Origin of the sequence: Simiduia curdlanivorans, assembly GCF_030409605.1 — a bacterium.
Lineage (GTDB): Bacteria > Pseudomonadota > Gammaproteobacteria > Pseudomonadales > Cellvibrionaceae > Simiduia > Simiduia curdlanivorans.
In genome coordinates this window covers 664,911-688,344 of the sequence record NZ_JAUFQG010000006.1, presented here as the reverse complement: position 1 = coordinate 688,344, position 23,434 = coordinate 664,911, and the positions used below count along the sequence as shown (strand labels likewise).

Genomic DNA, 23,434 nt, shown 5'->3' with positions numbered 1-23,434 from the left:
CTAGGTTGCTCATTTAAATTGTGGGTCCTGATGCGCAATGGGCGTATATACCGCGCGGCTAGTATTGACGGTCGCCTCACCTTTCAAATAAGTCGAGTCGACGGTCATAACGCCCTTGTGGTTGAGTTGGGCTTTTGAGACGACACTGGTGATGCCGCTCGCCTCGCCGTTAACGGCTTCGGTGCTCACCAAGGTGTCGCCTTCGAAGCTGACGCTGCCCTCGGTGTAAAAGCCCGCGGTGGTGAAATAATAAAAGCGCACAGAGGACTGGTTTTTATCGAAAAAGAATAGCGTCTCGCCGCCGTACCTACCCTGATCGAGCGAGTGGATAACGCGGATAGCTTGGCCGTTCAAGGCGCGTTGCCACTGTGAAATATCGATCGAGACTTTACCACTCTTCTCATCGCGGTATTCGCCCCGATAGGTGCGGTTGATAAAGGGTCGAAATTTTTCCAACTCTGGCGCTAAGCTGGTATAGGTACCGGCTTCTGTCGTATTTTCTTCGGCGTTCGCAATGCTCGCAGCAGTGGCCGTTAGCAGTGTCAAGATAAGGCAAAAGCTTGTTAGGTTCATGTTAATATCTCCACTTCAAGTGTCTCTATTAGTGCTATCTCTATTTGGCCTATTGCCAATTATCGATCTGCGCATTGTAGGAGCGAAACGGCAATGTCTAAACCCCAATTGTATCTGCTTAAACCTGGTTACGGCGCTGGCAAGGATATGTTCTGCCCGGACTGCGCCTTGATGGAAGGCTTTTTTGTTTACCATCCGCACTTAAAAGCGCAGGTCGAGTTTATCTATATTGATTTTGACCGCCCGCGCGCTGCTTTGGTAGAGCTTTTGGGTGTGGAACTGCAAAATAGCCCAGCGCTGGTCTTTGCTGAGGGTGATTTACCTATGGGCCTAGCCTGCTCCGAACAAACCGGGCGCGCTTATATTAATGATGGCAAAGCGATTTGCCGTTGGTTGGGGCAGCAATTTCACGGCATGGTGCCGTCTTAACAGAGTTATATTGAAACTCTACATTGTTGGAGAAATCTATGCACGTTGTGATTACTGGTGCCAACCGAGGTATTGGGCTGGCGCTTACGCAAATCTATTTAACGCAAGGGCATCAGGTGACGGCGCTCTGTCGACGTGCTTCTGATGCGTTAAAGACGTCCGGCGCCACAATTGTTGAGGGGGTTGATGTTAGCGACGCAGACACCTTAACGCTAATGACCAACGCGCTAAAGGGGAAACAAATCGATATTTTGATTAATAATGCCGGTTTGTTAGCCGATGACAACCTAGATCAACTCCATTGGCCAGACATTGAGGCGCAATTTGCAGTCAATGCCCTCGGCCCTTTGCGTGTTACCCATGCATTGTTAAGTCAACTTAAGGCCGGCTCTATAATAGCGCTTATCACTAGCCGCATGGGATCGGTAGCCGACAATAGCTCGGGTGCTTACTACGGCTACCGCATGTCGAAAGCGGCTCTCAATATTGCAGGTAAATCTCTAGCCGTTGATTTGGCGCTAAAGGGTATTGCGGTTGCTATTTTACATCCTGGGTTTGTACAAACGGATATGGTGGGGCATGCAGGCGATATTAGCGCTGTTGACGCAGCACAGCGATTAGTGGCTCGAATTACTGAAACGAGCTTGGTTGATTCAGGTCAATTTCGCCATGCTAATGGCGACCCGCTGCCATGGTAGTATGAGCGTGAATGAGTAGAACATAACCACGGAGAAAGCGATGACAATTGATCAGTTGGCGACTTTTTTTGGCTGGAGCACTGTTATTAATTGGGCTGTCATGTGTATCTGGTTGGTATTTATCACCGCCGCGCGCGATTTTACTTTTAAAATGCATTCTGCGATGTTTAAAATCTCAGCGACACAGTTTAATGCGATGCATTACGGTGGCTTAGGTTTTTATAAGCTGATGGTTTTTTTGTTTAACTTGGTGCCTTATCTGGTGCTAAGGTTTTTAATCTAGCCTCAGCCCAGTGAAAAAAAAGCCGCTTGCCGCCACTGCTGTCCCACAGTTATGTTGCGGGAGAGTTTGGTGCCCGTACGAGCGACCGTCACCCGCATGGATGCGGGTGTTGAGACTACATGGATGTATTCACGTCGTGTCGCTTGTGCGGGCGCCAAACTCATGTCCAAGTATACGCCGAGATGTCGCATCTATTGTGAGGCTTAAAGCCTAACGAAGGTCATATCGTTTTTGTGGGACAGCAGTGGCTTGGTGCGGCGTTTTTTTTGTATAAGTAGTTAAGCTTCTTTTGCTTGTAGCTTTACGCTATGGGCTAAAAACAAAGCCGCTGTCAGCAATAGGACTGCCACGCCTTGATGGCTGGCGGCTAAGGCGACGGGGACGTGGTGGAGCAGTGTGGCAATGCCCAAACATACTTGGGTTGTGAGTGCTGTAGCTAGGCTTACAATAGCAAGCTTCACTTGCTTGCTCGGGTTGCTACGCCAGAGCTGCAGGCCCAGCCAAGCAATAATACCCACGATGACATAGGCGAACATGCGGTGATTGAATTGTATGGTTGTTATGTCTTCAAATGCGGCCAACCAGAATGGCGTGGTGGCGTAGAGATTGCTGGGTATAAAGCTGTCCCCCATCAGCGGCCAGGTAGGAAATGCTAAACCGGCGCGCGTGCCGGCGACAAAGGCACCGGACAAAATCATCAAAAAAATTACCGCGCAGAGCCCTAATGTGCGCTTGTTAAATGCGCTTGGACCAGTGCTGCGGGGCTGAAACAGTCCGAAGGCTAGCCAGAGCATGTAGGTATAAATCACCACGGCTAAGCCTAGGTGTGCGGCGAGGCGGTATTGACTGACTCTGGGGTTATCCACCAAGCCACTCTTCACCATAAACCACCCTAGAGCGCCCTGAAGGCCGCCCAAAATAAAGAGCCCTACTAAAGGTAAACCAAGGCCGGCCTTTATTCGCTTGGTGAACCAGAAGAATAAAAAAGGCAGTAGGAAAAATAACCCAATGAGCCGGCCGAGTAAGCGATGGCTATATTCAAAGTAGAAAATAGTTTTAAAGTCATCCAGCGTCATGCCTTTGTTAACTTTTTGATACTCGGGAAATTGTTTGTATTGTTCAAACTCCTGCATCCATTCGAGATTGTTCAGCGGCGGCAGTGTGCCGATTACCGGTTTCCATTCAACGATAGAGAGGCCCGATTCGGTGAGACGGGTGACGCCGCCTAACACGATCATAACGAAAATAGCGACTGCGCAAAATAAAAGCCATTGGGCGATATGGCGATCGTTGTTCAGGGTGGTTTCTGCATTTACGGTCATCTTCAATTCTTATGCTTAGTTTCTTAATGGTTAATGGTTATATATTTTTTTGGCCCAAGTGTATTATTTAGGCCAGCGCTTTTCACCTGCAACCCAGGTTTCAAGTACTTTGATTTTCCAAAGCTGTTCGGGCTTTACCTTGTACGGATTGTCTTCAACCAGAATAAAGTCAGCCCACTTTCCTGGCTCCAGTGTGCCTTGTGTGGTTTCCATATGGGCGGCCCAAGCCGCATCGCGGGTGAATAAACTGATGGCTTCGTTAACGCTCACCGCCTCTTCAATACGCCAACCGGGTACCGGTTGGTTATTGTGATCTTGGCGTGTGACGGCGGCGTGAATACCAAAAAAGGGGTTGGCCGATTCCACTGGAAAGTCTGAGCCAAAGGCCATGCGCGTACCCTTGTTTAACAGTGTGCGCCAAGCGTAAGCGCCCGTGAGTCGCGCCTTCCCGAGCCTATCTTCGGCCATGTGCATATCGCTAGTGGCGTGGGTTGGTTGCATAGAGGCAATTAAATCCAGTTGTTCCAGCCGCGCTAAATCCTCCGGTGCGATCACTTGCGCGTGCTCTATGCGATGGCGCAAGCTACTGTTGCCGCCGGTGCTGAACAGCGCGTCGAAGGCGTCGAGTACTTGTTGGTTACCGCGGTCGCCGATGGCGTGTACGCAGATTTGAAATTGATGATCGTCGATGAGTTTAAATTTTTCGAGCAGTGGTTCAGGCGCAGTAATATCTAAGCCTTTATTGTTGGCTTGGTCCGAATAGGCCTCCAATAGCGCCGCGCCCCGGCTACCGAGCGCGCCGTCGGCATATAACTTTACTGCAGCGATGGTGAAGAAACCGGCCTCGTCGTGATAGGCGCCGGCTTTGAGCCATTGACTGAGTTTCGCATCGCTACCGTCGAGCATGCCGTAAACTCTGATGGGTAAGTTTTGTTTCGCCGCGCGTTGCTTTAATACATCAATCACTGGCTGGTTGATGCCCGCATCGTGCACACCGGTTACACCGAGCGATAGCAGGTGATCAAAACTGCGTTGCAGTTGCTGATCGAGTTGTTGTGCGGTGATCTGTGGCATTTTGCTATAGACGAGAGACATGGCGTTATCGATTAAAACACCGGTGGCTTTGCCGTCGCCGTCTCGAATAATTTGGCCGCCTTCAGGGTTCGGCGTTGCATCGTTAATGCCGGTGAGCGCAAGCGCCGCTGCATTCAACCAAACGGCGTGGCCATCAACTCGCGCTAGCGCAATCGGATTTTCCGACTTAATGGCATCTAGGCTGGCGCTAGTGGGGAACTGTTTACTGGGCCAGTTGGCTTGGTTCCAGCCTTGCCCTAGCACCCAGGTATTTTTCTTGGGTTTGGTGTTATCGATGTAACTTTGTACTTGCTGCACGGCTAGCGTCTCGTTCTTACTATCGCGTAAATCGACGCTCGACAGTAATTCACCTAAGCCGGTTAAATGCCCGTGCGCGTCGATGAGCCCTGGCAGCAGTATTTTCCCCTGGCCATCGATACGGGTTGTATCCGGCTTCATAAGACGTTCGATAACCGCGTTTTTGGTGCTCAGTACTTTATTATCGCGAATTAAAATTTTATTGAATTGGCTAGGTGCGGCGCCGACGGGGGCTAAATCAGTATAGGTATAGCCTTTGATATTTTCGATCAGTAGATCGCTGGCTAGGCTCGATGTGCTGGCTAATACTGCTATAACAAAGCTGGCACAGAGTGCGCCTGTTTTAACGAATCTGGATACCAAGATACCGGGTGAAAGGATGATCATAACGGCCCCCTATTTTTGTTATTAGCCCGCAGTGTAACAGGCTAATGACTAAGGGGGCAGGGTGCAAAGCTTAGGGTTTAATGGAAAAAGACCCTGCGTTCGCGCGAGCGACGCCGGTCGGGCATGATGGCCCAGCCGCGGTGCAGCAGGCGGCGGTCGACGGTGTTGCGCCGGTTTTGGTCGCGGCGATCTGTGTAGCCTTCGGGCGAGGTGGTTTGCACCCAGCAATCGCCACCTAGCTTGGCGATGTAGTTAACAATTTTTTGTGCGGTTTCAGCATCGGTATCGTGTTTTATGACCACGGGAACGCCGCTGGATAATTGGCGCTTTACCGCATCGCTAAACATAAATTTTTGCTGCAGCGTGTTGAGCAGTTCCAAGGATTTAGCGGGATCAATATATTTATCGATAAAGAGCACGTCGAGTCTACTGGGTTTACCTTCCGGTCGTAGGCTTGAGCCTGAGGCTTGCGCGGTTAGAGGCATAGAGCAACTCCTTAGGTGGCTGCCAAGAAAAATCTGGCGTTAGCTTCTGTCCATGAAACACTGTTAAAACAGTCTCGGTTATTTTAGCAATTTCCCGGTGTGACGAGTAAGGCTTATTAGCAATAAGTGAGGCAAGAGATATAGCCGACACTGACGTATCAATCATCATTGTCGGCAAAGGTTGCCGCTTACTGCTCGCTATTTTCGCTAGTGGATGTGTCTGACGCTTTAGCACTCGGGCCGCCATGTTGGGCGAACCACCAGAGAATATAGGCCACTTTATTCATCATGTTGGATGGCCTTGCCGTGATGCTATGGCTGGCATCGGGGATGCGCACCATGGCGGTTTTCACGCCCTGTAATTTTAGCGCTTGGTAAAATTGCTCGGTTTCCGAAATAGGGGTTCTATAGTCCGCCTCGCCGGTCAGCAGCATGGTTGGCGTCGTCACATTGCCCACGTATTGTATCGGCGAGCGCTGCAGGTAATGGGCGCTATCTTCCCAGGGTTTTTTCGCGAACCAGTAGCGGCTGAAGTAGGGGTAGGCATCGGCTGTGAGGGTAAAGCTGTACCAATTGATCACCGGTTTGGCCACCACGGCGGCGGCGAATCGCTCAGTGTGGCCAACGATCCACGCCGTCAGTACACCGCCGCCGCTGCCGCCGGTGACAAATAATTTCTGCTGGTCAATAAAGCCTTTGGCCAGCAGGGCATCGACGCCATCCATTAAATCGTTGTAGTCCTGAGACGGGTAATTATGGTGGATCAGGTTGACGAACTCGGGGCCGTAGGAGTCGCTGCCGCGCGGGTTGATGTACAAGGTCACGTAGCCCGCGGCGGCAAACAACTGCATTTCGGCGCTGAACCTCGGGCCGTAATTGGCCACAGGGCCACCGTGAATTTCTAACATCAGGGGGTATTTTTTGCTGGCATCGAAGGCAGGCGGATAGACCACCCAGCCTTGGATATTTCGACCGTCGGTGCTGGCTTTAAAATTTACTTCCTCAACCTTACCGAGGGCGACGCGGGCGCTGAAATCCCGATTTAAATCAGTCAGCACCCGGGCTTTACCACCGTCCGCATCCATGCTGGCAATTTCAGCTGGCCGGCCGGGTAGACTATGGGTAAAGGCTAAAACATCGTCGTTGACGGCAAACTGCCCACTGGCGTAGGGCCGGCCGAGGCTAGTGCCGCCAAGGGCGCGAGTGAGCACCTTGTGCTTGCCTTTTAGCGGCTGCCAGGCAATGACGCTATCGCCTTGATCGTCGAAGCTCAGGTACAGGCCTTTGCTGTTTTTGTGCCAGTAGTAGGTGCCGATATCGCGGTCCAATTGCCCAGTTATCGCGCTGACCTTACCTGAGGCTAGGTCTTTGACGTAGAGGCGCGTGACCTCGTACAGGCGGTTCTGGTCATCAAATCCGGTATAGGCAAGCAATTTACCGTCGGGGGACAATTTGGCGTTGTTATCCGGCCCCTGTCGATCGGTGAGAGCTTTGCTTTGCCCAGTCTCAAGCTCGAGGGCGTAAACCTCGCTGTTGATGATGTCATTCTCTGGGTCTTGGGTAGCAGAAAAGTACAGAGTTTTGCCGTTCGGGCTCAGTGATAGAGGACCCGAATGGTCCATGTCCGCCGATGTTATTTGGCGTGCGTGGCCGCCGTTGGCGTCCATAGTAAATATCTGATCAAAGCCTTTGGGTAGAAAACCGGCGCCGTCGGCGCGGTAGTAGGTGCTATCGATAAACACCGGGGCTTTGGCCCACTTAGCTTTCTCGGGTTTGCCCGGCAGTGTGACCGGCGCTTTGGCTTGGGCTTTGACGAATTGGGTAAAGTAGAGCTGCTTGCTGTCGGGCGACCAGGTGAGATTCGAGGCGCCGTCGGTGAGTTGCGAGATCAAGGCAGTGTTGCCATTTTCAAGCCAGAGCATATAGATCTGGCTGCTGCCATCGCGGCTGGAAATATAGGCCAAACGGCTGCCATCGGGCGATAACCTTGGCGACCTATCGTTGGTGAGGCCTGTGGTTAATGGCCGCATTTGGCCGGTGCGGGTCTCGACCTGCCAGAGGTTAGAGCGCACGCGGTCCTGTTGGATATCCATGTAGTTGCGCACAAAATAGACGATTTTGCCGTCGGGACTAGGCTGTGGATCGCTGGCGAACTCCAAGTCGAAGACATCGTCGAGGGCCATGGGTTTGGCCAGGGGTGTTTGGCAAACACTGATAAAGACGAGGCAAGTCATGGCTGAGATGAGGCTTTTGAGCGTCATGGCGGCTTCCTTCTGGCGTAATTATTTCCCTTAATAACGGATAACTTGGCCCTGCGCTCAAAAACTTCGGGGGCAATGGCCCTAATTCGCCTCCTTAGATTCAGCTCTGCCGGGTGAGTAGCACCGTGGGGCTGTGGGGTAGGGCGATATTATCGTCGCCGTAGGGGACAAAACCCAATTTGTGCAAAAGCGCTAGGGATGCAGCGTTAGCAGGGTTCACCATGGCCCAAAGGGTGCCTGGGGCTTTGAGCGAGGCAAGAACGGCAGATGCCGCTTCATAGGCGTAGCCTTGGCCACGGGCGCTTGGTAAAAAGCCGTAACCGAGGTCGGGCTCGGGCAAGTAGGGTCGCTGCAACAGGCCGCACATGCCGATGGCTTCACCCGAGTGGGCCGCAATGACGGCGTAATTTACGATGCCCGACTGCTGGCGCTCGGCCATAGGGCCGTCGCGCAGATACTGCTGTGCTTGAGCGAGGGTGCGAATACCTTTGTCGCCGACGAAGTTAAGAAAGTCGGGGTCGTTAAATACCGCGACAATGAGTTCGTCGTGTTTAAGATCTAAGGGTTCCAACCTGAGTCGGGCTGTGTGAATGTCCACGTAGATGAAGTCCTATTTGAGCGTCGAACAGCAAGTGCGTTAGCTGGCGATTCAGGGCAGGCGATATTACCACTGATAATGGGCGTATCTGCCAATGACCCCAATTGCCACACTGCTACACTTCGGTATCGCCCTGGTTTGCGTGGCTTGGGTTCGCTTGGGCTGGAGCAGTAGGCTGTTTACATATCAATATTAACCACGACAGGTAAACCATGACAGAGCATATTAAAATATCCAACGCTAATCGTATTCTGCATTTGCAATTTAATCGCCCGGAGCGAAAAAATGCGATTACCCGCGCCATGTACTCGGCGCTGGCCGAGGCACTGAATCATGCGGCGCAAGATAAGGACGTGCGCGTGGTTCTGTTTAGCGGTAGCGAAAACTGCTTCACTGCCGGCAACGATTTACAGGATTTTTTGGCCGGCGGCGAGTTAAACGCCGAAAACCCAGTGGCGCAATTCATGCGCGCGCTGTTTAATTTTCCCAAGCCCGTGGTTGCTGCTGTGTCTGGCCCAGCTGTGGGTATCGGCACTACGCTGCTGCTGCAATGTGATCTTGTCTATGCCGATGATACGGCTAAATTTCAAATGCCCTTCGTCAATTTAGGGCTAGTGCCTGAATATGCATCGAGTCTGTTAATTCCGCGCTTGATGGGGCAGGCAAAAGCCGCTGAGTTGTTCTTGCTGGGCGAAAGTTTTAACGCCGAAACCGCCTGTGGCCTTGGCATTGTTAATGAACAGTGTGATGACGCTCTAACAAAAGCCATGGCGCAGGCAGAGCGCTTGGTTGCGCAACCGCCAGCGGCGGTGCGCGCCACTAAGGCATTGATGCGCGAGCCGTTGAAGCAACAATCCTTGGCGGTTATGGATCAGGAATTCGCAGCCTTCGGTGCCGGCCTTGCGGGCGCCGAATTCAAAGAGGCTGCTACGGCGTTTTTAGAAAAGCGCAAGCCGGATTTCTCGGCCTTTAATTAACGGTCATCGAGGGGCGTTAATGTGTTGCCCCATCGGCTCTTTGCGATGGGGTATCGTTGAAACACTAAACGTTTAACGCCCGGCGTTTCACCATTGCTGCATTCCCTTGTTTTCGTAAACCTGTTTAACCCTTGTATCAGCGCTGTTAACGCCCGTTGCACTGAGCGTCGGTTGCGGGCGCGGTGTTTTTCTAATCCGTGTTGATTTAATCAAAGCTGGCACCGGATAAAGCGTGATCTAGGTCTGTTTCGCTCAGCTTGGATTTGACGGAGGTGTAAAAAACTGTGATCTTGCGCTCACGTTTTCTTTCTTTTCCACTGGCTGAGGGCAGAACATGAAGTTTTCGGAATACTGGCAATATGATGGCCTTGGTTTGGCGGAGCTGGTGCGCAAGCGAGAAGTAACGCCTTCAGAGCTTTTAGAGGTGGCCTGCCAGCGCCTTGAAGCGGTTAACCCCCAGCTCAACGCCGTGATTCATAGTTTTAAAGAGGCGGCGCAATTGCGCATCCGGCAAAAGTTGCCGCAAGGGGTGTTCGCAGGCGTGCCCTTTATTCTCAAAGACTTACTGGATGATCTCACTGGTCAGCCCACCAGCTTCGGCACCGAACAGGTGCGATGGTGGCCGGAGAAAAATGCCGAAATTGTTAATCGTTATTTGAGCACGGGTTTAGTGCCCTTCGCGAAATCGAATTTGCCAGAATTCGGTTTGATGATTAGCACCGAGTCAAAGGCCTTTGGCCCAGCTCACAACCCTTGGAAAATGGGCCATAGTACCGGCGGCTCGAGCGGTGGCTCTGCCGCTGCAGTAGCGGCTCGTATCGTGCCCATGGCCTCGGCTAATGACGGCGGTGGCTCAATACGTTTTCCGGCAGCCTGTTGTGGCGTATTTGGCTTGAAGCCGTCCCGTGGTCGGAACCCGACCGGGCCGTTTGAAGCCGAGGGTTGGGATGGCGCCATCGCCGGGCACCCAATCACGTTATCTGTGCGCGACAGCGCCGCTATGCTCGATGCCCTGTGTGGCCCAGAGCTAGGCGCCAGCTTTTTATTGCCGAAACCTAAAATGCCGTTTTCGGAACAGCTCAAGGTGCCAATCAAGCCCATGCGCATTGGTTATTCACTGAAGCCGATGATTCCTGCGTCGGTTTCTCCCGAGGCGCGCGCAGCCGTAGAACAATCGGTAAAACTGTTGAAAAGCCTCGGTCATCAGCTCGAAGAGGCCGATCCGGTTATCGATGCCGAGCAGATGTGGCAGGATTTTATGGTGGTGATCAGTGGCCACACGGCAGCTAAGGTTGCGCAAATCAAACAGATCTGGGGTGCGAAAGTTGCCGGCAGTTTAGAGCCCGGTACCTTGAGTGCGGCTATGCTCGGGCGTTCCTTTTCCAGTGCCGACGTCGCCCAGGCCAAGGAGGGCTGGTACAAAGTGCGCTATGCCATGGCGGAGTATTTAAACCGTTACGATATGCTACTCACGCCCACCTTAATTGCCGAGCCGGCGCCCCATGGTGTGATACCACCGAATAAATTCGAAGCCTTGCAAATGAAACTTGGGCACCGATTGCCATTGGGCAAGCTGCTGATGAATTCCGGTTTGCTGTTTAAAATGTCTGAGCGCGTACTCTCGCGTATGGCCTTCACGCTGATGGGTAATGTGACCGGTCTACCGTCTATGTCTGTGCCCCTGTATTGGGCGCCGAGTGGTTTACCCCTGGGTACACAAATCACCGGGCGTTTGAATGACGAGGGGCGATTACTGCGCTTGGCTAAGCAGTTAGAAATTGCCCAGCCCTGGTTTGAGCGCCGGCCTTTACTATAAGTTGTTTTACGCGGTAAATATAAAGTGCTTAACCCCGACTGTTTGGCACCGTCGGGGTTAGAGTTTAACGCTCATATCAAAATATGAATGATGCAAACCAAGTTCGCTCTGTTGCGCCGATCTTTTAAGTGCAGCTAAAAACTCACCTATAAGATATGCATCACCACGCCAGCAAAACTACCCGCGATCAATGTGACATTGCTTAAAAAACCGATCACCATACCCAGGGTGCGCTTGCTGGGGTTGTTGACATAGGCATAGGCGTAAATCTGGCGGCCGATGATAAAAAGTGCGCCGGGAATGACCACCCACACAGCACTCACGAAAAGTCCGAAGGCCACCATGCCAGGAATGTAAACAATCAATTGCTCAAGGGTATTCATTTGCACCCGATAGAAACGCTCAAAGGTTTCGTGACCAGTGGTGCTGGGGGCCACAACGCCGTATTTTCCTCTAGCCATTCCCACCTGCGCAGTGAAAAGCATGTACTGCATGATGGCGATAAGAATCAGCCCGGTTGAATATTCCATAGTTTGCTCACTGTAATAAAGGATTCATTCAGCACCTTCTATGGTGATGCTTTAAGGTGGTGCAAGCTTAGCTGATGCGATGGCGCTTGTATGTACTTTCTATTGTTGGGTTAAGTATCACTTTTGCTGCAACTTGCTCGCCGCTACCTTTGTTCTATTGCTGTGCGAAAAAAAGTCTCCACTATGGGGTGCAGTCTATTGCTCAGGCTAAGCCTTTCTGGCTGAAACGCTGTACCGATAAAAAATGTATTCGCCTTAATTTCTAGTGCCCTCGGTTCCTGCTGTGTAGAAAAGGCCGAGAAACTCAGGGCGCTCTGGTCAAAAATACCGAGGTATTTTGGGTTGATGCCGAAGCTGCAGTGATAGGCTTCGCTCGCACCCTGAGTTAGGTAAATTTCTTGCAGTCTGGTACCGGGCGCGATAATTATTTGATCACTTTTTTCCACCAATGGGCACACGAGTGCATTGATAAGCGGCATGTCACAGGTTGGATTTATTTCGGCATTGTCAGCCTTGTGGTAGCCGAGCAGGTTGCGGGCAAATTCTAGGGCTGCGTGTTGATATCCACCACAGGTGCCGAGAAAGGGCAGATTGGATTCTCGGGCAAAGCGAATAGCGGCAAGAGCGTTGTTGGTATTTTTGTAGGGGCTGGCCGGTGCACACCAGAGCGCTTGGTAGTTTTGCAACTGCGAATAGAAATCCGTATCGGTTGCCAGCCAATGGCCAACGATCTTTCGGTTACGACTTTTTGCAAAATACGTGTTGGCTATGTCTATGGATTGGTTGATTGCGTTGTGAGCAACCACAGAACTGTCAAAATCGCCAACTATGCCAATATTTATAGTCAATTAGTTATGCCTTGAAATGAGGTGTTGCGTTAATTAAAAAAGGCCACTTAAAAGTGGCCTTGAGTTTTGCAAATATTTAGGGGGCAGTGCATTCACTGCATTTTATATAAAGACCTCTTGGGTCGTTCATTTCGCTCATCATGGCAAAGGGTTTTACCAAAGGTTCAATGCTTGCCCTGAGTGACGATGGTATCAAGCTATTCACCAGATGTTTAGGCCCAATGCTTACGTCGTTGAGCAATTCTTGCATAAAGGCTTCGCCGGGCGAAAGGGGGTGAGTGATCTCTTGTACGTCGTAGTCCGTTAGGCTGGCGAGTTCGGCCGCTGCTTTGATTGCGTCATCTAAACTACCTAACTGATCGACTAAGCCAATATCTTGTGCAGTTGCACCGGTCCACACGCGGCCTTGAGCAATTTGATGGATGGCCTCGGGCGTTGTGCCGCGGGATTGCGCCACCAGTGCCAAAAACTCCTGATAGATATGATCGACACTCATTTGAATAACGCGCGCCGCTTTTTCCGGCAGCGCTCTATCAAAACGAATGGCGCCGGCAAGTTCTGTGGTGCCAACGCCGTCGGTGTGAATACCTAATTTTGATAGGGTTTTTTGTGCTGTTGGGAAGGCGCCGAAGACGCCAATAGAGCCGGTGATGGTTGTAGGCGTTGCCCAAACCTGATCGGCGCCTGCCGTTACCCAATAGCCACCGGAGGCCGCCACCGAGCCCATGGAAATAACCACGGGTTTACCGGCTTGCTTTAGCGCCACCACTTGCTGGCGAATAATTTCCGATGCAAAGGCACTGCCGCCGCCGCTGTCAACACGCAATACAACGGCTTTAATCTGGTCGTCGGTGCGCGCTGTTTCTAGCAGTGCTGCGGTGGAATCTCCGCCGATGTTACCGGCTGGTTGATCGCCGTCGACAATGGAGCCAGCGGCCACAATAAGACCGACACTCTTGTCAAAGCTGCGCTGTTCAGCGTCGGTGAGGGCGAGGTAGTGGTCGGCATCAACAGCGCTATAATCTTCGCGCTCTTCGTCGTAGCCAAAGCGCTCTACCAACATGTTTTTCAGCTCGATGCGGGTCATGACTTTATCGACCAAGCCAGCACTCACAGATAGTTTTGCGCTGTTGCCCTCGGCATCGGCGAGCAGTTCGTCGGCGGAGTTGATGTAATTGTTGATAGCGCCGATGGGTAAGCTGCGTCGCTCTTCAACATGGCTGGTGTAGGTGCTCCACAGCTCGTGCAACCACTGGCTATTGTGCTCGCGCGAGGCGCCGGACATGTCGTTGCGGGTATAGGGTTCGATAAAGTCTTTGTATTCGCCAACGCGGAAAACATGGAAGTCAATTTCTAGCTTATCGAGGGCATCTTTGAAGTAGTTTCTGTAACTGCCGTAGCCGGTCATGAATACCGCGCCCAGAGGGTTGATATAGATTTCATCGGCGAAACTTGCCAAGTAATAGGTGTCTTGGCTGTAGCTATCGGCAAAGGCGATGATGGGTTTTTCACGACTGCGGAAATTTTCCAGTGCAACGCCCAACTCTTCCATTTTACTGATACCACCGCCAACCATGTAGTTGAGGTCGAGCACCAAGGTGGTGACGCGATCGTCATCGGCGGCGCGATTGACCGAATCAATCACAGACTTAAGCCTTGTTTCCGTTGGGCCACTGTCGTCGTTAAGAACTCTAGACATAGGGTCAACGTAGGTGAGTTGATCGACCAAAAAACCCTGAGGAGCTAGCAGCAAAGCTGTTTTATTGGGAATTTCAAACTTCTCCTCGCCGGTAATGGCAACCACAACGAGCACAATGAGGAGGATAAAGATGACGTTGGCGAGTGACGTTCGAAGCCACGTAACTGCGCCCCAAAGGCCACCAAAAAGACGTCGCAAAAAACCGGGTTGAGCGTGAGACATTAAAGGTTCCTATGAAAGCTAGATAGTGGATTTTTTGGGTTGATGGGCGATGTATTGCAGCCAGCGGCTGGTCATCATCGCAGCATTAAAAAGCACCACGCTGGCAATGAGATTAACCCATCCGTAACCGTTCGCCATAGGCGACATTACCTGTGTGACCGCAACGATAAAGTAAAACAGCACCACAAAACAGAGCCAGCTGAAGGTGCGGTAGTGTTTGACCCACATACCGGGAACAAACAGCAGTAGCGGTATTGATTGTAACAGCAGCAGCGACAGGCGTGCGCTGGGTTCGACCAAGTACTCGACTAGCGCGCTCAATAGCAGTATTGCGGTAGCGCCGAGGGCTAAAGCCCAGCCCCAGCGCGCCTTGTTATATACGTTAGGGATAGGTTTTGCGCCGTTTTCCGGAGCTGGCGCCGTGGTTTCGGTATTAGTCATAGAGTTTACTTGCCAAAGTTGCCAGACGTTTACCGAGTGCCATACACAGGGCCGATTCATCGTCAGTTAACGCGGTTGAGTGGTTTAAGGCCCAATGACTCGCGCCATAGGGCGTGCCGCCGGATTGGGTGCTATGCAATTTTGCCTCGCTATAGGGAATACCCACGTACAACATACCTTGATGTAGTAGCGGTAACATCATGGTTAACAGGGTACTTTCCTGGCCTCCGTGCAAGCTGCTCGTGGAGGTAAAGGCGCAGGCCGGTTTGTTAATTAAACTGCCGTTTAGCCAGAGGTCCGAGGTGCCGTCGAGAAAGTATTTCAATGGCGCCGCCATATTGCCAAATCTTGTCGGGCTTCCCAGGGCTAGGCCAGCACATTGGGCCAAATCTTCTTGGCTGCAGTACAGGGCTCCTTGTTCTGGTATTTCAGGCTCTGTGCTCTCTGTCGTTGTCGATACGGCTGGTACTGTGCGGATACGCGCCGCCATGCCAGCGCTCTCAATACCCCTGGCGATTTTTTGGGCCATGGCTTGGGTGCTGCCGCTGCGCGAGTAGTAAAGTACTAGAATGTACGGCTCGGTATCGCTGTTGGATCTTTCGGTCGCCATTAAAGAAGCTCCAGCACAGCCTCTGGCGGCCTACCAATAATCGCTTTTTTGCCTTTGATGGCGATCGGGCGCTCGATTAATTTCGGTTGTTTGATCATGGCCGCAATAAGCTCGGCCTCGGTGAGCGCCGGGTTGGCTAGTTGTAGGTTCTTGTACTCATCCTCGCCTTTGCGCAGTAAATCCCGCGCGCCAATGCCGAGTTTTTTCAGCACCTCGGCCAGTTCAGCAGCTGTTGGCGGTTGCTCTAGGTAACGGATGATCGTCGGCGTTACGCCATTGGATTCTAACAAAGCGAGGGTTTCGCGCGATTTGGAGCAGCGTGGATTGTGGTACAGAGTAACCATAGGTAGTGCCATTTATGTGTGCAGGGTCTAAATTACGTAGAGCGTCTACGCCTGTCTGTTATCAAAGGTTCTGAAAAGAGGTATTGTAAACAGATAAGGCCACAGGCCCAACTAATCAAGGTCTAGCTTGACTCGGGGAGCAGTATGACAGGCGGTATGTTTGGCACCTTTTGGCGGCTTTTGTCCGAAGTCTACCACCAATTTAACGAAAAGCACTGCCAGATGAGCGCAGGGGCGCTGACCTTCATGACGCTTTTCGCCATGGTGCCCATGATGACGGTGACCTACTCGGTGTTTTCGCTCTTCCCCGCCTTTCAAGGTATGGATGCGCAGCTAAATCAGCTCATCTTTTCAAATTTTTTGCCGGAATCTGGCTCGGATGTGACCGAGTATTTGGCGGAATTTACCGAGCAGGCGCGCAAGTTAAACTTGGCCAGCGTCCCGCTTCTGGTGGTAACCGCTTACTTAATGTTAAAAAATATTGAGAAAACCTTTAACCGAATCTGGGGCGTGAAGCAGGGGCGCAAGGGCATTTCGAACTTTTTAATTTATTGGGCGATCTTAACCTTGGGGCCCCTGTCCTTAGGTGTGGGTGTTGCCATGAGCACCTATTTTTTTTCGCTCAAATTTTTTGCCGCCGAGGGAGCGAACTCCTTTAGTTTATGGGCGACCTTGCTGAGCTATTTGCCGCTGTTGTTAACTGCGCTGTTATTTTCGTTGCTGTTCGCGGCCGTACCCAATTGCAGAGTGCCCATTAAAAAGGCAGCAATTGGTGGCGTGTTAGTGGCAATTTTGTTTGAACTGCTCAAGCGCGCGTTCGGTATTATTATGGCTAAGTCTTCTTTTGCCGTTATTTATGGCGCCTTCGCGTTTTTGCCGCTGTTTTTAATTTGGGTGAATATCACATGGGTCTTGGTGCTCGGCGGGGCGATTCTCGTGCGGGTTTTAAGCACCAATAATCGCGTCACATTGAGTGTGAAGTACCCGGACTTGGTGGCAGCGCTAATTGTGCTTTGGGAATTTCGCCAGCGCTTGGGTTCCGGCGCATCCATCGCCGATAGCGATTTACTCTCGGTGGGCGTTGGCGCCGAGCAGTGGCAGCGCTTGCGCGATGCGTTTTTAGAACACCAAGTGATTGCCGTGACAGCCCAAGGCGATTACGTATTATGCCGCGACTTGGCGCAGATAAGTTTGCGCAAGTTGGCCGATATCGTCGAGGTCGAAGCGCAAATGCCTGGTGTGTCGGATTACCTACAGCAGTTTGGTTGGTTTAGCGCGGTGGCACCCAGGTTGCTCTCCGTCGATCAACATACAGAGCAGCAATACGATGTGCCCTTGGCCGAACTGTTTGCCACGCAATTAGAGCGCCCAGAGTACGACAACGAAGGTGAGGGGCTGGAAATGTTGCGCAGTGAATTGTCTGATACCGACACGGCGCTACCGGCCTTGGCGGACGATGAGCAGACCGACCCATGGCAGAGCGGTCAGGTGGCGGGGTCAAAGCCCTAGACTATGAAAGCTAATTCTTTGTCAGCTCTGTGGCTCGGTTTGTTACTGCTCTTGACGGCCTGTGACGCGGGGCACGAGGCCTTAATCGGCCAACAATCCAAGCCCTTTAACAGTTCGGGGCGCTGGTTGGTGGTTAATTATTGGGCAGTTTGGTGCAAGCCCTGTGTGACCGAAATTCCCGAGCTCAATGCGCTGGCCAGAGCAGAGCCAAACCTTATGGTGTTGGGGGTTAATTTTGATCAGGTGGGGCTTAAACAACTGCAAGTTCTGCGCGATAAACTGGGCATTGAGTTTCCCCTGTTAACCTCGGATGCTAGGCATTTAGGCCTAGAGAAACCCAGCGTCTTGCCGACAACCTACCTAATTAACCCCGCCGGCGAGGTAGCCATGACCCTGATTGGCCCCCAATCAGTGGATTCATTGCTGTTTGCGCTAAAAACAACGGGTTACTAATGAGGCGAGGTATGTATGCCTGTCTATACTAAGTAGATACGCTTTTAGATCGGAGATGAAGAGTACCGATGGCCATTCCTTTGTTAATTTGCGATGACTCTAATATGGCGCGTAAACAAGTTACGCGCTCGCTACCCGATGGCTGGGATGTGGATATCACCTACGCTGCTAATGGCGTGGAGGGGATGGAGGCGGTTCGAGCCGGCAAGGCAGAGATGCTGTTCTTGGATTTGACCATGCCGGAAATGGATGGTTATGAGGTGCTCGAGCATATTCGTCAAGAAAAGCACAAGAGTATCATCATCGTTATTTCCGGTGATATTCAACCTGAGGCACGCGATAGAGTCATGGCCTTAGGCGCGCTCGATTTTATTAAGAAGCCCATCAACAAAGAAAAGCTAGCGGAAGTGCTACGCAGGTATGGTCTGATATGAGTCACCCATTACCGTTTTCAGAAACCTATCGCGATTGTTTGCAAGAGTTAGCCAATATCGCCATGGGTGCGGCCGGCGAGTCCTTGGCGGCTTACTGTGGTGGCTTTGTCGAGCTACCCATTCCTGTTATTCGCTATATCGAGCCCGCTAAATTGTCTGAGTCTGTGGCCAGTCTGCAGGGTGCGCAGCGGGTCTCGGCCTGCGCTCAGTCCTTCGCCACCGAAATGGGCCTAGCCTACGCCATGGTGGTGGTGGCCGATAACGATCTCGCCACGCTGGCTGAGGCGCGGGCAATAACGCTGGATAGCAGCGAGCAGGAACAGAATTTACTCAAGTCGCTGACCGGCGTCATTTGCGACACATGCCTCGCGAGTCTAGCCGAAATGGCTGAACGCAGCTTCAAAATTGAGCCTGTGTTTGTTGTGGCCATGCATCAACCGCTAGATGCGTTACAGCTCGATGATTTGGTGTCGGTAGATTTTGTCACCTCGGTTGAGATTAATTACCAACTTGAAGGTAGTGATTTTAATTGTGATTTATTGCTGCTATTTCCCGAAACCTTAAATCAGCCCCTGTTAGATTTGTTAGATCAAATCCTTCTGCAATAGCCGTGTTAAGCCGAGGTAATGGCGTGGGCTCGCTCGGGATGTTCCAGATGACTCACGCTGTTAAAACCGCTCAAGTGGTAATCGCTGCCATCAAAGTACAGTCGCGTCACACTGCTGTTTTTGATTTGTAAGTTGAGCCGGATGGTGGCCAGATTATCCAAGCGCAGCAGATGTCTGAGTATGGAGGCAATGACCCCCGCCGAGGTAACAATGATCGAACGGCCTGCCGGAACTGGCTGTAATTCCGCCCAAGCTTGGGCAACGCGCTGGTGAAAATCCGGCCAACTTTCTTGGTCTTGTTGCAGTGTTAACCCATTTTCCGCCCAAGCTTCCATGGCCGCTGAGAGCAGGCGATAGAGTTCTTTGTGAGTCGGTTTATCGGCGAGAGGATAGCCAGGGTTTAACTCTAGGTAGGCCATCACAACCTGTTCAAAATCAAATTCCCGAAACCCAGCGTGTTCCTGTGCCGCCGTATGGCCTAGGAGCATCAGAATAGGTTCGGCAGTTTGCTGCTGACGCTTCATGCCGCCGCTCATCACCATCGAGGTTTTAGGTTCCTGTTGATGTTGGCCATGTAAATAGTCGGCTAACCATTGTGCTTGTTGGTAGCCGAGGCTCGATAGTTGATCATAGCTTGGCCCTCCGAGAGAGGCTTGGCCGTGTCGAACCAATAAAATTTCCGTCATTTGTACATTTTCCTTCCATGAACGCCTATAACCACTGTTGATTGTAGGCCGCGCAGTTTATTATTTAGGTTAATAGTTAGATGGGGTTATCCCAGTGCGTCTTCAACAGCTAGATCTTAACTTATTTGTGGTTTTTGACGCGATCTATCGCGAGCGCAATCTAACTCGCGTCGCCAAGCAATTACACATTACCCAGCCCGCCGTGAGCAATGCGCTCAATCGTTTGCGCGAACAACTGAACGACCCTCTATTCGAGCGCGCCCACAAGGGCATGGTGCCAACGCCAGTGGCGGAAAGTATGATTGAGCGCGTTCGAGAAGCATTGGGGCTATTGGCATCCAGTATTGAAACGCCGGCGCTGTTCGAACCAGCCACCAGTCAAAAAAATTTCCAGTTCGCCATGAACGATCTGGCGGAATCCTTAGTCTTGGGTCCGCTGTTGGCACAGGTGAATCAGCTGGCACCGGATATGAGCGTCGCTAGCGTGAATTTACCGCGCCGTGAAATCGTTGCCGAGCTGGCCAGTGGCAGCTTGGATTTTGCCATCGACGTTCCTTTTTTACCCATGGCTGACCTGCGTCATGCGCCGCTGCTTCAGCAACCCTATGTGTGCGCATTTCGGCCCGGCCACCCAGCCCTAGAGCAACCACTCGATCTACCTCAATATTTGGCTTTGCGTCATTTACATGTGTCGAGCCGGCGCACCGGCTTTGGCTATATCGATAACGCACTGCACCAGCTGGGGCAGTCGCGCAATATACAACTGCGCGTTCAGCACTATTTAGTTGCGCCGGATATTGTGCGCAGTACCGATTTGGTATGGACCTTACCGCGCCCTTTGGCAGAGAAATTTGGCTTAGAGGTTAGGCCTTTACCATTTGAATTGCCTGGGCTTGAATTGCAATTGTTTTGGCATAGGCGCAATGATGAAAGTGCCGCTAACGAGTGGCTGCGCAACTTATTATTAGCAACCCCCATGCAGTAGGAGGCAGGTGAAATGGGCGTGAGTTATAGGCTGTTTAGTCTGGTTAGTTTAGTTATTTTTCAGCTTGGTTGCGCTAGCCTGCCGGAGCAAGAACCTAGGCCAGAGGTGTTGAGCTTTAAAAATACCCAAGCGACGCGTTTGGGCGAATTGGCCGCGCATATCAATGCCGATACCACGCCGCCACAACAGGCCTTCATCCCCTTAAATGATGGTCGCGAAGCCCTGGTCGCGAGGTTGGCACTGATTTTACAGGCGGAAAAGTCCATTGATGTGCAATATTACCTGTACCATAACGATACCGTTGGCCGATTGTTTACCCAGTATTTGATTGAAGCCAGTCAGCGCGGGGTGAGAGTGCGCTTGTTGGTGGATGATATGGCGACTAATTGGCGCGATAAGGACTTCGCCATTATTGATCAGTACCCAAATATCGAAGTGAGATTATTTAACCCTTTTTCAGTTCGCGGTGCCTTGCGCTCGACGCAGTTCTTGTTTGACTTTTCCCGTGTGAATCACCGCATGCACAACAAGGCGTTGATTGTTGATAATCAAATGGCAATTGCCGGTGGGCGCAATATAGGCAACCAATATTTTTCCAAAGGCGGTGTGCAATTTGCCGATATGGACATGTTAGTGACAGCTAGCGCGACGGAAGACTTGTCGAACGTGTTTGACCGATATTGGAACAGCGACCAAGTTTATCCAATTTCACAGTTAGTGCCTTTAAACACCTTAACCGAGCAAGATCGAAAAGCTGTACAGCAAGTGTTAATCGATAGTTTAACGACGCCTGAATCCAAGCAGTACGTGCGGGAGCTTGTGCAAACTGATTTTTATCGACGCGCCAAAGATAATCAGTTGCGCTGGTTCTACGGCAGTGTCGATATCTATGCCGACCCGCCAGATAAGCGACTCGATAAAAACAAAGATGCCTATCTCATCTCCATGTTAAAACCTTCTTTAGATAGCGCCAAAAAGAGTCTTTTTATTTTGTCGCCGTACTTTGTTCCGGGTGATCAAGGCGTGGCATATCTCGCGCAAAAGGTTAAGCAGGGGGTTGAGGTGACGGTGGTTACCAATAGTTTAGCGGCAACGGACGTTAGCGCCGTGCACGCCGGCTATAGCCGTTATCGGCAAGCTCTGCTGGAAGCGGGTGTTGTGCTCTATGAGATTAAGGCCGTGCAGGGCAAGACGGATAAGCACTGGCTAGGTTCGAGTAAGTCGAGTTTGCATGCGAAAACCTATATCGTCGATGAGCACACCACCTTTGTTGGCTCAATGAATTTAGATCCTCGATCCATCGAGATCAATACAGAAACTGGCGTTATATTTCACGACACCAAATTGGCCAAGCATTTATTAGAGCAGATAAACAGCGGGCCAGATGGTCGTTATTGGCAATTGCGTTTACATAAGGGCCGAGTGGCGTGGTTTGAATCGGATAACTTTGGCCGCGAACCCGATTTTACTACCGAACCGCAAACAAGTTTCTTGAATCGCGTTTGGATTACATTTATTGGGCTTTTTCCAATTGAAAGCCAGCTCTGATAATGGGTGAATAAAAATATGAAACTATCAGCATTTGGACAGAAATTTGCCGGGCAAACCGGCGCCTCGTCCCTGATGGATGATCTGGGATCGGCGCTGAACGACAACCCCGATATGTTATTTATGGGCGGCGGGAATCCAAGCCGAATTCCAGCCATGGAGTTGGTGTTTAAAGCGCGGATGCAGGCGCTGGTCGACTACCCAGAGCAATTGTTTGGCGCCTTGGGGGTGTACAAATCACCCCAGGGCGACACCCGCTTTCTCAAAGCCATGGCCGACTTGCTTAAGCGCGAGCAGGGCTGGGAGCTAACTGAGCGCAACATTGCTGTATCTAACGGTAGCCAGTCAGCATTTTTTGTGTTGTTTAATCTCTTCGCCGGTACCATGGATGATGGCAGCCATCGCTATATCCAGTTGCCCTTGGCGCCCGAGTACCTAGGTTATGCTGATAGTGGTTTAAGCGCTGATTTTTTCCACGCAGCTAAGCCTGAAATCGAGCTATTGGACTATAACCTGTTTAAATATCACGTAGATTTTAAGGCGTTAAATATTACCCCTGAAACCGCGGCTATATGTGTGTCTCGCCCCACCAACCCCACTGGCAATGTGATTAGCGATGCCGAATTGGCCGGGTTAAATCAGCTGGCGCTGGCGCATAACGTTCCTCTTATTATCGACAATGCCTATGGCACGCCCTTTCCCAATATTCTATTTACCCAAGCAACGCCTCTGTGGAATGAAAACACGATCTTGTTGTTAAGCTTGTCGAAACTCGGCTTGCCCGGTGCCCGTACCGGTATTGTTGTGGCGAGTGAAAAAATTATTCGAGCCTTTAGTAATGCCAATGCCGTGTTGAATTTAGCTTCGGGCAATTTAGGGCCGGCGCTGGTGCAGCCGATGGTGGAAAGTGGTGAACTCATTCAATTGGGGCGAGAGGTTGTTGGGCCACACTACCAGCGCAAAGTGTCTGAAGCCTTGGCGGTTTGTCGCGCCGCCTTAGCGGGCACACCGTTCCGGGTACACAAACCCGAAGGCGCCATTTTCCTGTGGCTTTGGTTTCCCGATTTGCCGATCACGAGCGCCGAGCTTTACCAGCGCTTAAAAGCGCGAGGCGTTTTGGTTGTATCGGGCCATTATTTTTTCCCTGGGTTGAGTGACGATTGGCGTCATCGGCACGAGTGTTTGCGCGTCAACTATGCGCAAGATGCCGATACCGTTCAACGCGGCTTTCATATTATTGGCGAAGAAGTAAGGCGCGCCTATGCCGAGAGCTAACCGGCTAACCCATCATTTTTT

Annotated in this window: 25 protein-coding genes; 12 read left to right on the top strand and 13 right to left on the bottom strand. The window is 51.5% G+C overall.

What is annotated here, in order from left to right; translation table 11 throughout:
• Window positions 1-9 precede the first annotated feature (9 nt).
• Window positions 10-573, bottom strand: coding sequence for a hypothetical protein (locus QWY82_RS16865; protein ID WP_290264743.1), 564 nt, complete (start codon window positions 571-573; stop codon window positions 10-12).
• A 93-nt stretch (window positions 574-666) separates the two neighbouring features.
• Between QWY82_RS16865 and QWY82_RS16860 the strand changes: the two genes are divergently transcribed.
• The 3 genes from QWY82_RS16860 to QWY82_RS16850 are packed head-to-tail and all read left to right on the top strand — an operon-like array spanning window position 667 to window position 1,983.
• On the top strand, window positions 667-1,002 hold the full coding sequence (locus QWY82_RS16860; protein WP_290264740.1) for a DUF3088 family protein: 336 nt from the start codon (window positions 667-669) through the stop codon (window positions 1,000-1,002).
• 38 nt (window positions 1,003-1,040) lie between these two features.
• Window positions 1,041-1,700 carry an SDR family oxidoreductase gene (locus tag QWY82_RS16855; protein WP_290264737.1) on the top strand — a complete coding sequence of 220 codons (660 nt, stop codon included), beginning with the start codon at window positions 1,041-1,043 and terminating at the stop codon, window positions 1,698-1,700.
• 40 nt (window positions 1,701-1,740) lie between these two features.
• Window positions 1,741-1,983: a DUF6868 family protein gene (locus tag QWY82_RS16850; protein WP_290264735.1), complete on the top strand. Its 243-nt coding sequence runs from the start codon at window positions 1,741-1,743 to the stop codon at window positions 1,981-1,983.
• Window positions 1,984-2,261: 278 nt separating this feature from the next.
• On the opposite strand, the gene QWY82_RS16845 is transcribed toward QWY82_RS16850, so the two are convergent.
• From QWY82_RS16845 to QWY82_RS16825, 5 genes are all read right to left on the bottom strand, one after another.
• Window positions 2,262-3,305, bottom strand: coding sequence for a COX15/CtaA family protein (locus QWY82_RS16845; protein WP_290264733.1), 1,044 nt, complete (start codon window positions 3,303-3,305; stop codon window positions 2,262-2,264).
• 63 nt (window positions 3,306-3,368) lie between these two features.
• Window positions 3,369-5,084, bottom strand: a complete 1,716-nt coding sequence (locus QWY82_RS16840) for an amidohydrolase (RefSeq protein WP_290264731.1) — start codon at window positions 5,082-5,084, stop codon at window positions 3,369-3,371.
• Window positions 5,085-5,161: 77 nt separating this feature from the next.
• A complete protein-coding gene (locus QWY82_RS16835) occupies window positions 5,162-5,569 on the bottom strand; it encodes a hypothetical protein (RefSeq protein ID WP_290264729.1) in 408 nt (135 codons plus the stop codon).
• A 188-nt stretch (window positions 5,570-5,757) separates the two neighbouring features.
• Entirely contained in the window at window positions 5,758-7,830 is a 2,073-nt protein-coding gene (locus tag QWY82_RS16830) for a S9 family peptidase (protein WP_290264727.1), read from the bottom strand.
• Window positions 7,831-7,930: 100 nt separating this feature from the next.
• Complete coding sequence (locus QWY82_RS16825) at window positions 7,931-8,428, bottom strand: GNAT family N-acetyltransferase (RefSeq protein ID WP_290264725.1); 498 nt, start codon at window positions 8,426-8,428, stop codon at window positions 7,931-7,933.
• A 212-nt stretch (window positions 8,429-8,640) separates the two neighbouring features.
• On the opposite strand from QWY82_RS16825, the gene QWY82_RS16820 reads away from it, so the two are divergent.
• Together QWY82_RS16820 and QWY82_RS16815 are read left to right on the top strand one after the other, a co-directional pair.
• Window positions 8,641-9,405: an enoyl-CoA hydratase gene (locus tag QWY82_RS16820; RefSeq protein ID WP_290264723.1), complete on the top strand. Its 765-nt coding sequence runs from the start codon at window positions 8,641-8,643 to the stop codon at window positions 9,403-9,405.
• Window positions 9,406-9,739: 334 nt separating this feature from the next.
• Window positions 9,740-11,221 (top strand): amidase, encoded by a 1,482-nt coding sequence (locus QWY82_RS16815; RefSeq protein WP_290264721.1) that lies wholly within the window; start codon window positions 9,740-9,742, stop codon window positions 11,219-11,221.
• A 146-nt stretch (window positions 11,222-11,367) separates the two neighbouring features.
• Here the strand turns inward: QWY82_RS16815 and QWY82_RS16810 are convergent, their stop codons facing one another.
• The 6 genes from QWY82_RS16810 to arsC form a co-directional block, all read right to left on the bottom strand.
• Window positions 11,368-11,751, bottom strand: a complete 384-nt coding sequence (locus QWY82_RS16810; RefSeq protein ID WP_290264718.1) for an MAPEG family protein — start codon at window positions 11,749-11,751, stop codon at window positions 11,368-11,370.
• Between the two features lie 143 nt (window positions 11,752-11,894).
• Complete coding sequence (locus QWY82_RS16805) at window positions 11,895-12,599, bottom strand: glutamine amidotransferase-related protein (protein ID WP_290264716.1); 705 nt, start codon at window positions 12,597-12,599, stop codon at window positions 11,895-11,897.
• A gap of 76 nt (window positions 12,600-12,675) precedes the next feature.
• Window positions 12,676-14,520 carry a signal peptide peptidase SppA gene (gene sppA / locus QWY82_RS16800; protein WP_290264714.1) on the bottom strand — a complete coding sequence of 615 codons (1,845 nt, stop codon included), beginning with the start codon at window positions 14,518-14,520 and terminating at the stop codon, window positions 12,676-12,678.
• A gap of 18 nt (window positions 14,521-14,538) precedes the next feature.
• Window positions 14,539-14,961 carry a DUF2069 domain-containing protein gene (locus QWY82_RS16795; protein WP_290264711.1) on the bottom strand — a complete coding sequence of 141 codons (423 nt, stop codon included), beginning with the start codon at window positions 14,959-14,961 and terminating at the stop codon, window positions 14,539-14,541.
• Window positions 14,954-15,571 carry an NAD(P)H:quinone oxidoreductase gene (gene wrbA / locus QWY82_RS16790; protein WP_290264708.1) on the bottom strand — a complete coding sequence of 206 codons (618 nt, stop codon included), beginning with the start codon at window positions 15,569-15,571 and terminating at the stop codon, window positions 14,954-14,956. Before wrbA ends, QWY82_RS16795 begins: the two co-directional genes overlap by 8 nt.
• Entirely contained in the window at window positions 15,571-15,915 is a 345-nt protein-coding gene (gene arsC / locus QWY82_RS16785; RefSeq protein WP_290264706.1) for an arsenate reductase (glutaredoxin), read from the bottom strand. The genes wrbA and arsC overlap by 1 nt, the downstream gene beginning before the upstream one ends.
• 144 nt (window positions 15,916-16,059) lie before the next feature.
• On the opposite strand from arsC, the gene QWY82_RS16780 reads away from it, so the two are divergent.
• The 4 genes from QWY82_RS16780 (at window position 16,060) to QWY82_RS16765 (ending at window position 18,919) form a co-directional block, all read left to right on the top strand.
• Window positions 16,060-17,424 carry a YihY family inner membrane protein gene (locus QWY82_RS16780; protein WP_290264703.1) on the top strand — a complete coding sequence of 455 codons (1,365 nt, stop codon included), beginning with the start codon at window positions 16,060-16,062 and terminating at the stop codon, window positions 17,422-17,424.
• Between the two features lie 3 nt (window positions 17,425-17,427).
• Window positions 17,428-17,877: a TlpA family protein disulfide reductase gene (locus QWY82_RS16775; RefSeq protein ID WP_290264702.1), complete on the top strand. Its 450-nt coding sequence runs from the start codon at window positions 17,428-17,430 to the stop codon at window positions 17,875-17,877.
• Between the two features lie 68 nt (window positions 17,878-17,945).
• Window positions 17,946-18,311 carry a response regulator gene (locus QWY82_RS16770; RefSeq protein ID WP_290264699.1) on the top strand — a complete coding sequence of 122 codons (366 nt, stop codon included), beginning with the start codon at window positions 17,946-17,948 and terminating at the stop codon, window positions 18,309-18,311.
• Window positions 18,308-18,919: a hypothetical protein gene (locus QWY82_RS16765; protein WP_290264696.1), complete on the top strand. Its 612-nt coding sequence runs from the start codon at window positions 18,308-18,310 to the stop codon at window positions 18,917-18,919. The genes QWY82_RS16770 and QWY82_RS16765 overlap by 4 nt, the downstream gene beginning before the upstream one ends.
• Before the next feature lie 5 nt (window positions 18,920-18,924).
• Here QWY82_RS16765 and QWY82_RS16760 read toward each other — a convergent pair whose 3' ends face one another.
• On the bottom strand, window positions 18,925-19,605 hold the full coding sequence (locus tag QWY82_RS16760) for a histidine phosphatase family protein (protein ID WP_290264695.1): 681 nt from the start codon (window positions 19,603-19,605) through the stop codon (window positions 18,925-18,927).
• A gap of 94 nt (window positions 19,606-19,699) precedes the next feature.
• Here QWY82_RS16760 and QWY82_RS16755 point away from each other — a divergent pair, with 94 nt between their 5' ends.
• Genes QWY82_RS16755 through QWY82_RS16745 form a run of 3 tightly spaced genes read left to right on the top strand, consistent with a single transcriptional unit; the run spans window position 19,700 to window position 23,413 of the window.
• Window positions 19,700-20,590, top strand: a complete 891-nt coding sequence (locus QWY82_RS16755; RefSeq protein WP_290264692.1) for a LysR family transcriptional regulator — start codon at window positions 19,700-19,702, stop codon at window positions 20,588-20,590.
• An 18-nt stretch (window positions 20,591-20,608) separates the two neighbouring features.
• Window positions 20,609-22,138 (top strand): phospholipase D family protein, encoded by a 1,530-nt coding sequence (locus tag QWY82_RS16750; protein WP_290264690.1) that lies wholly within the window; start codon window positions 20,609-20,611, stop codon window positions 22,136-22,138.
• 18 nt (window positions 22,139-22,156) lie between these two features.
• The gene (locus QWY82_RS16745) at window positions 22,157-23,413 is read left to right on the top strand and encodes a valine--pyruvate transaminase (protein WP_290264688.1); all 1,257 of its coding nucleotides are present in this window, start codon (window positions 22,157-22,159) and stop codon (window positions 23,411-23,413) included.
• The last annotated feature ends 21 nt before the right edge of the window (window positions 23,414-23,434 follow it).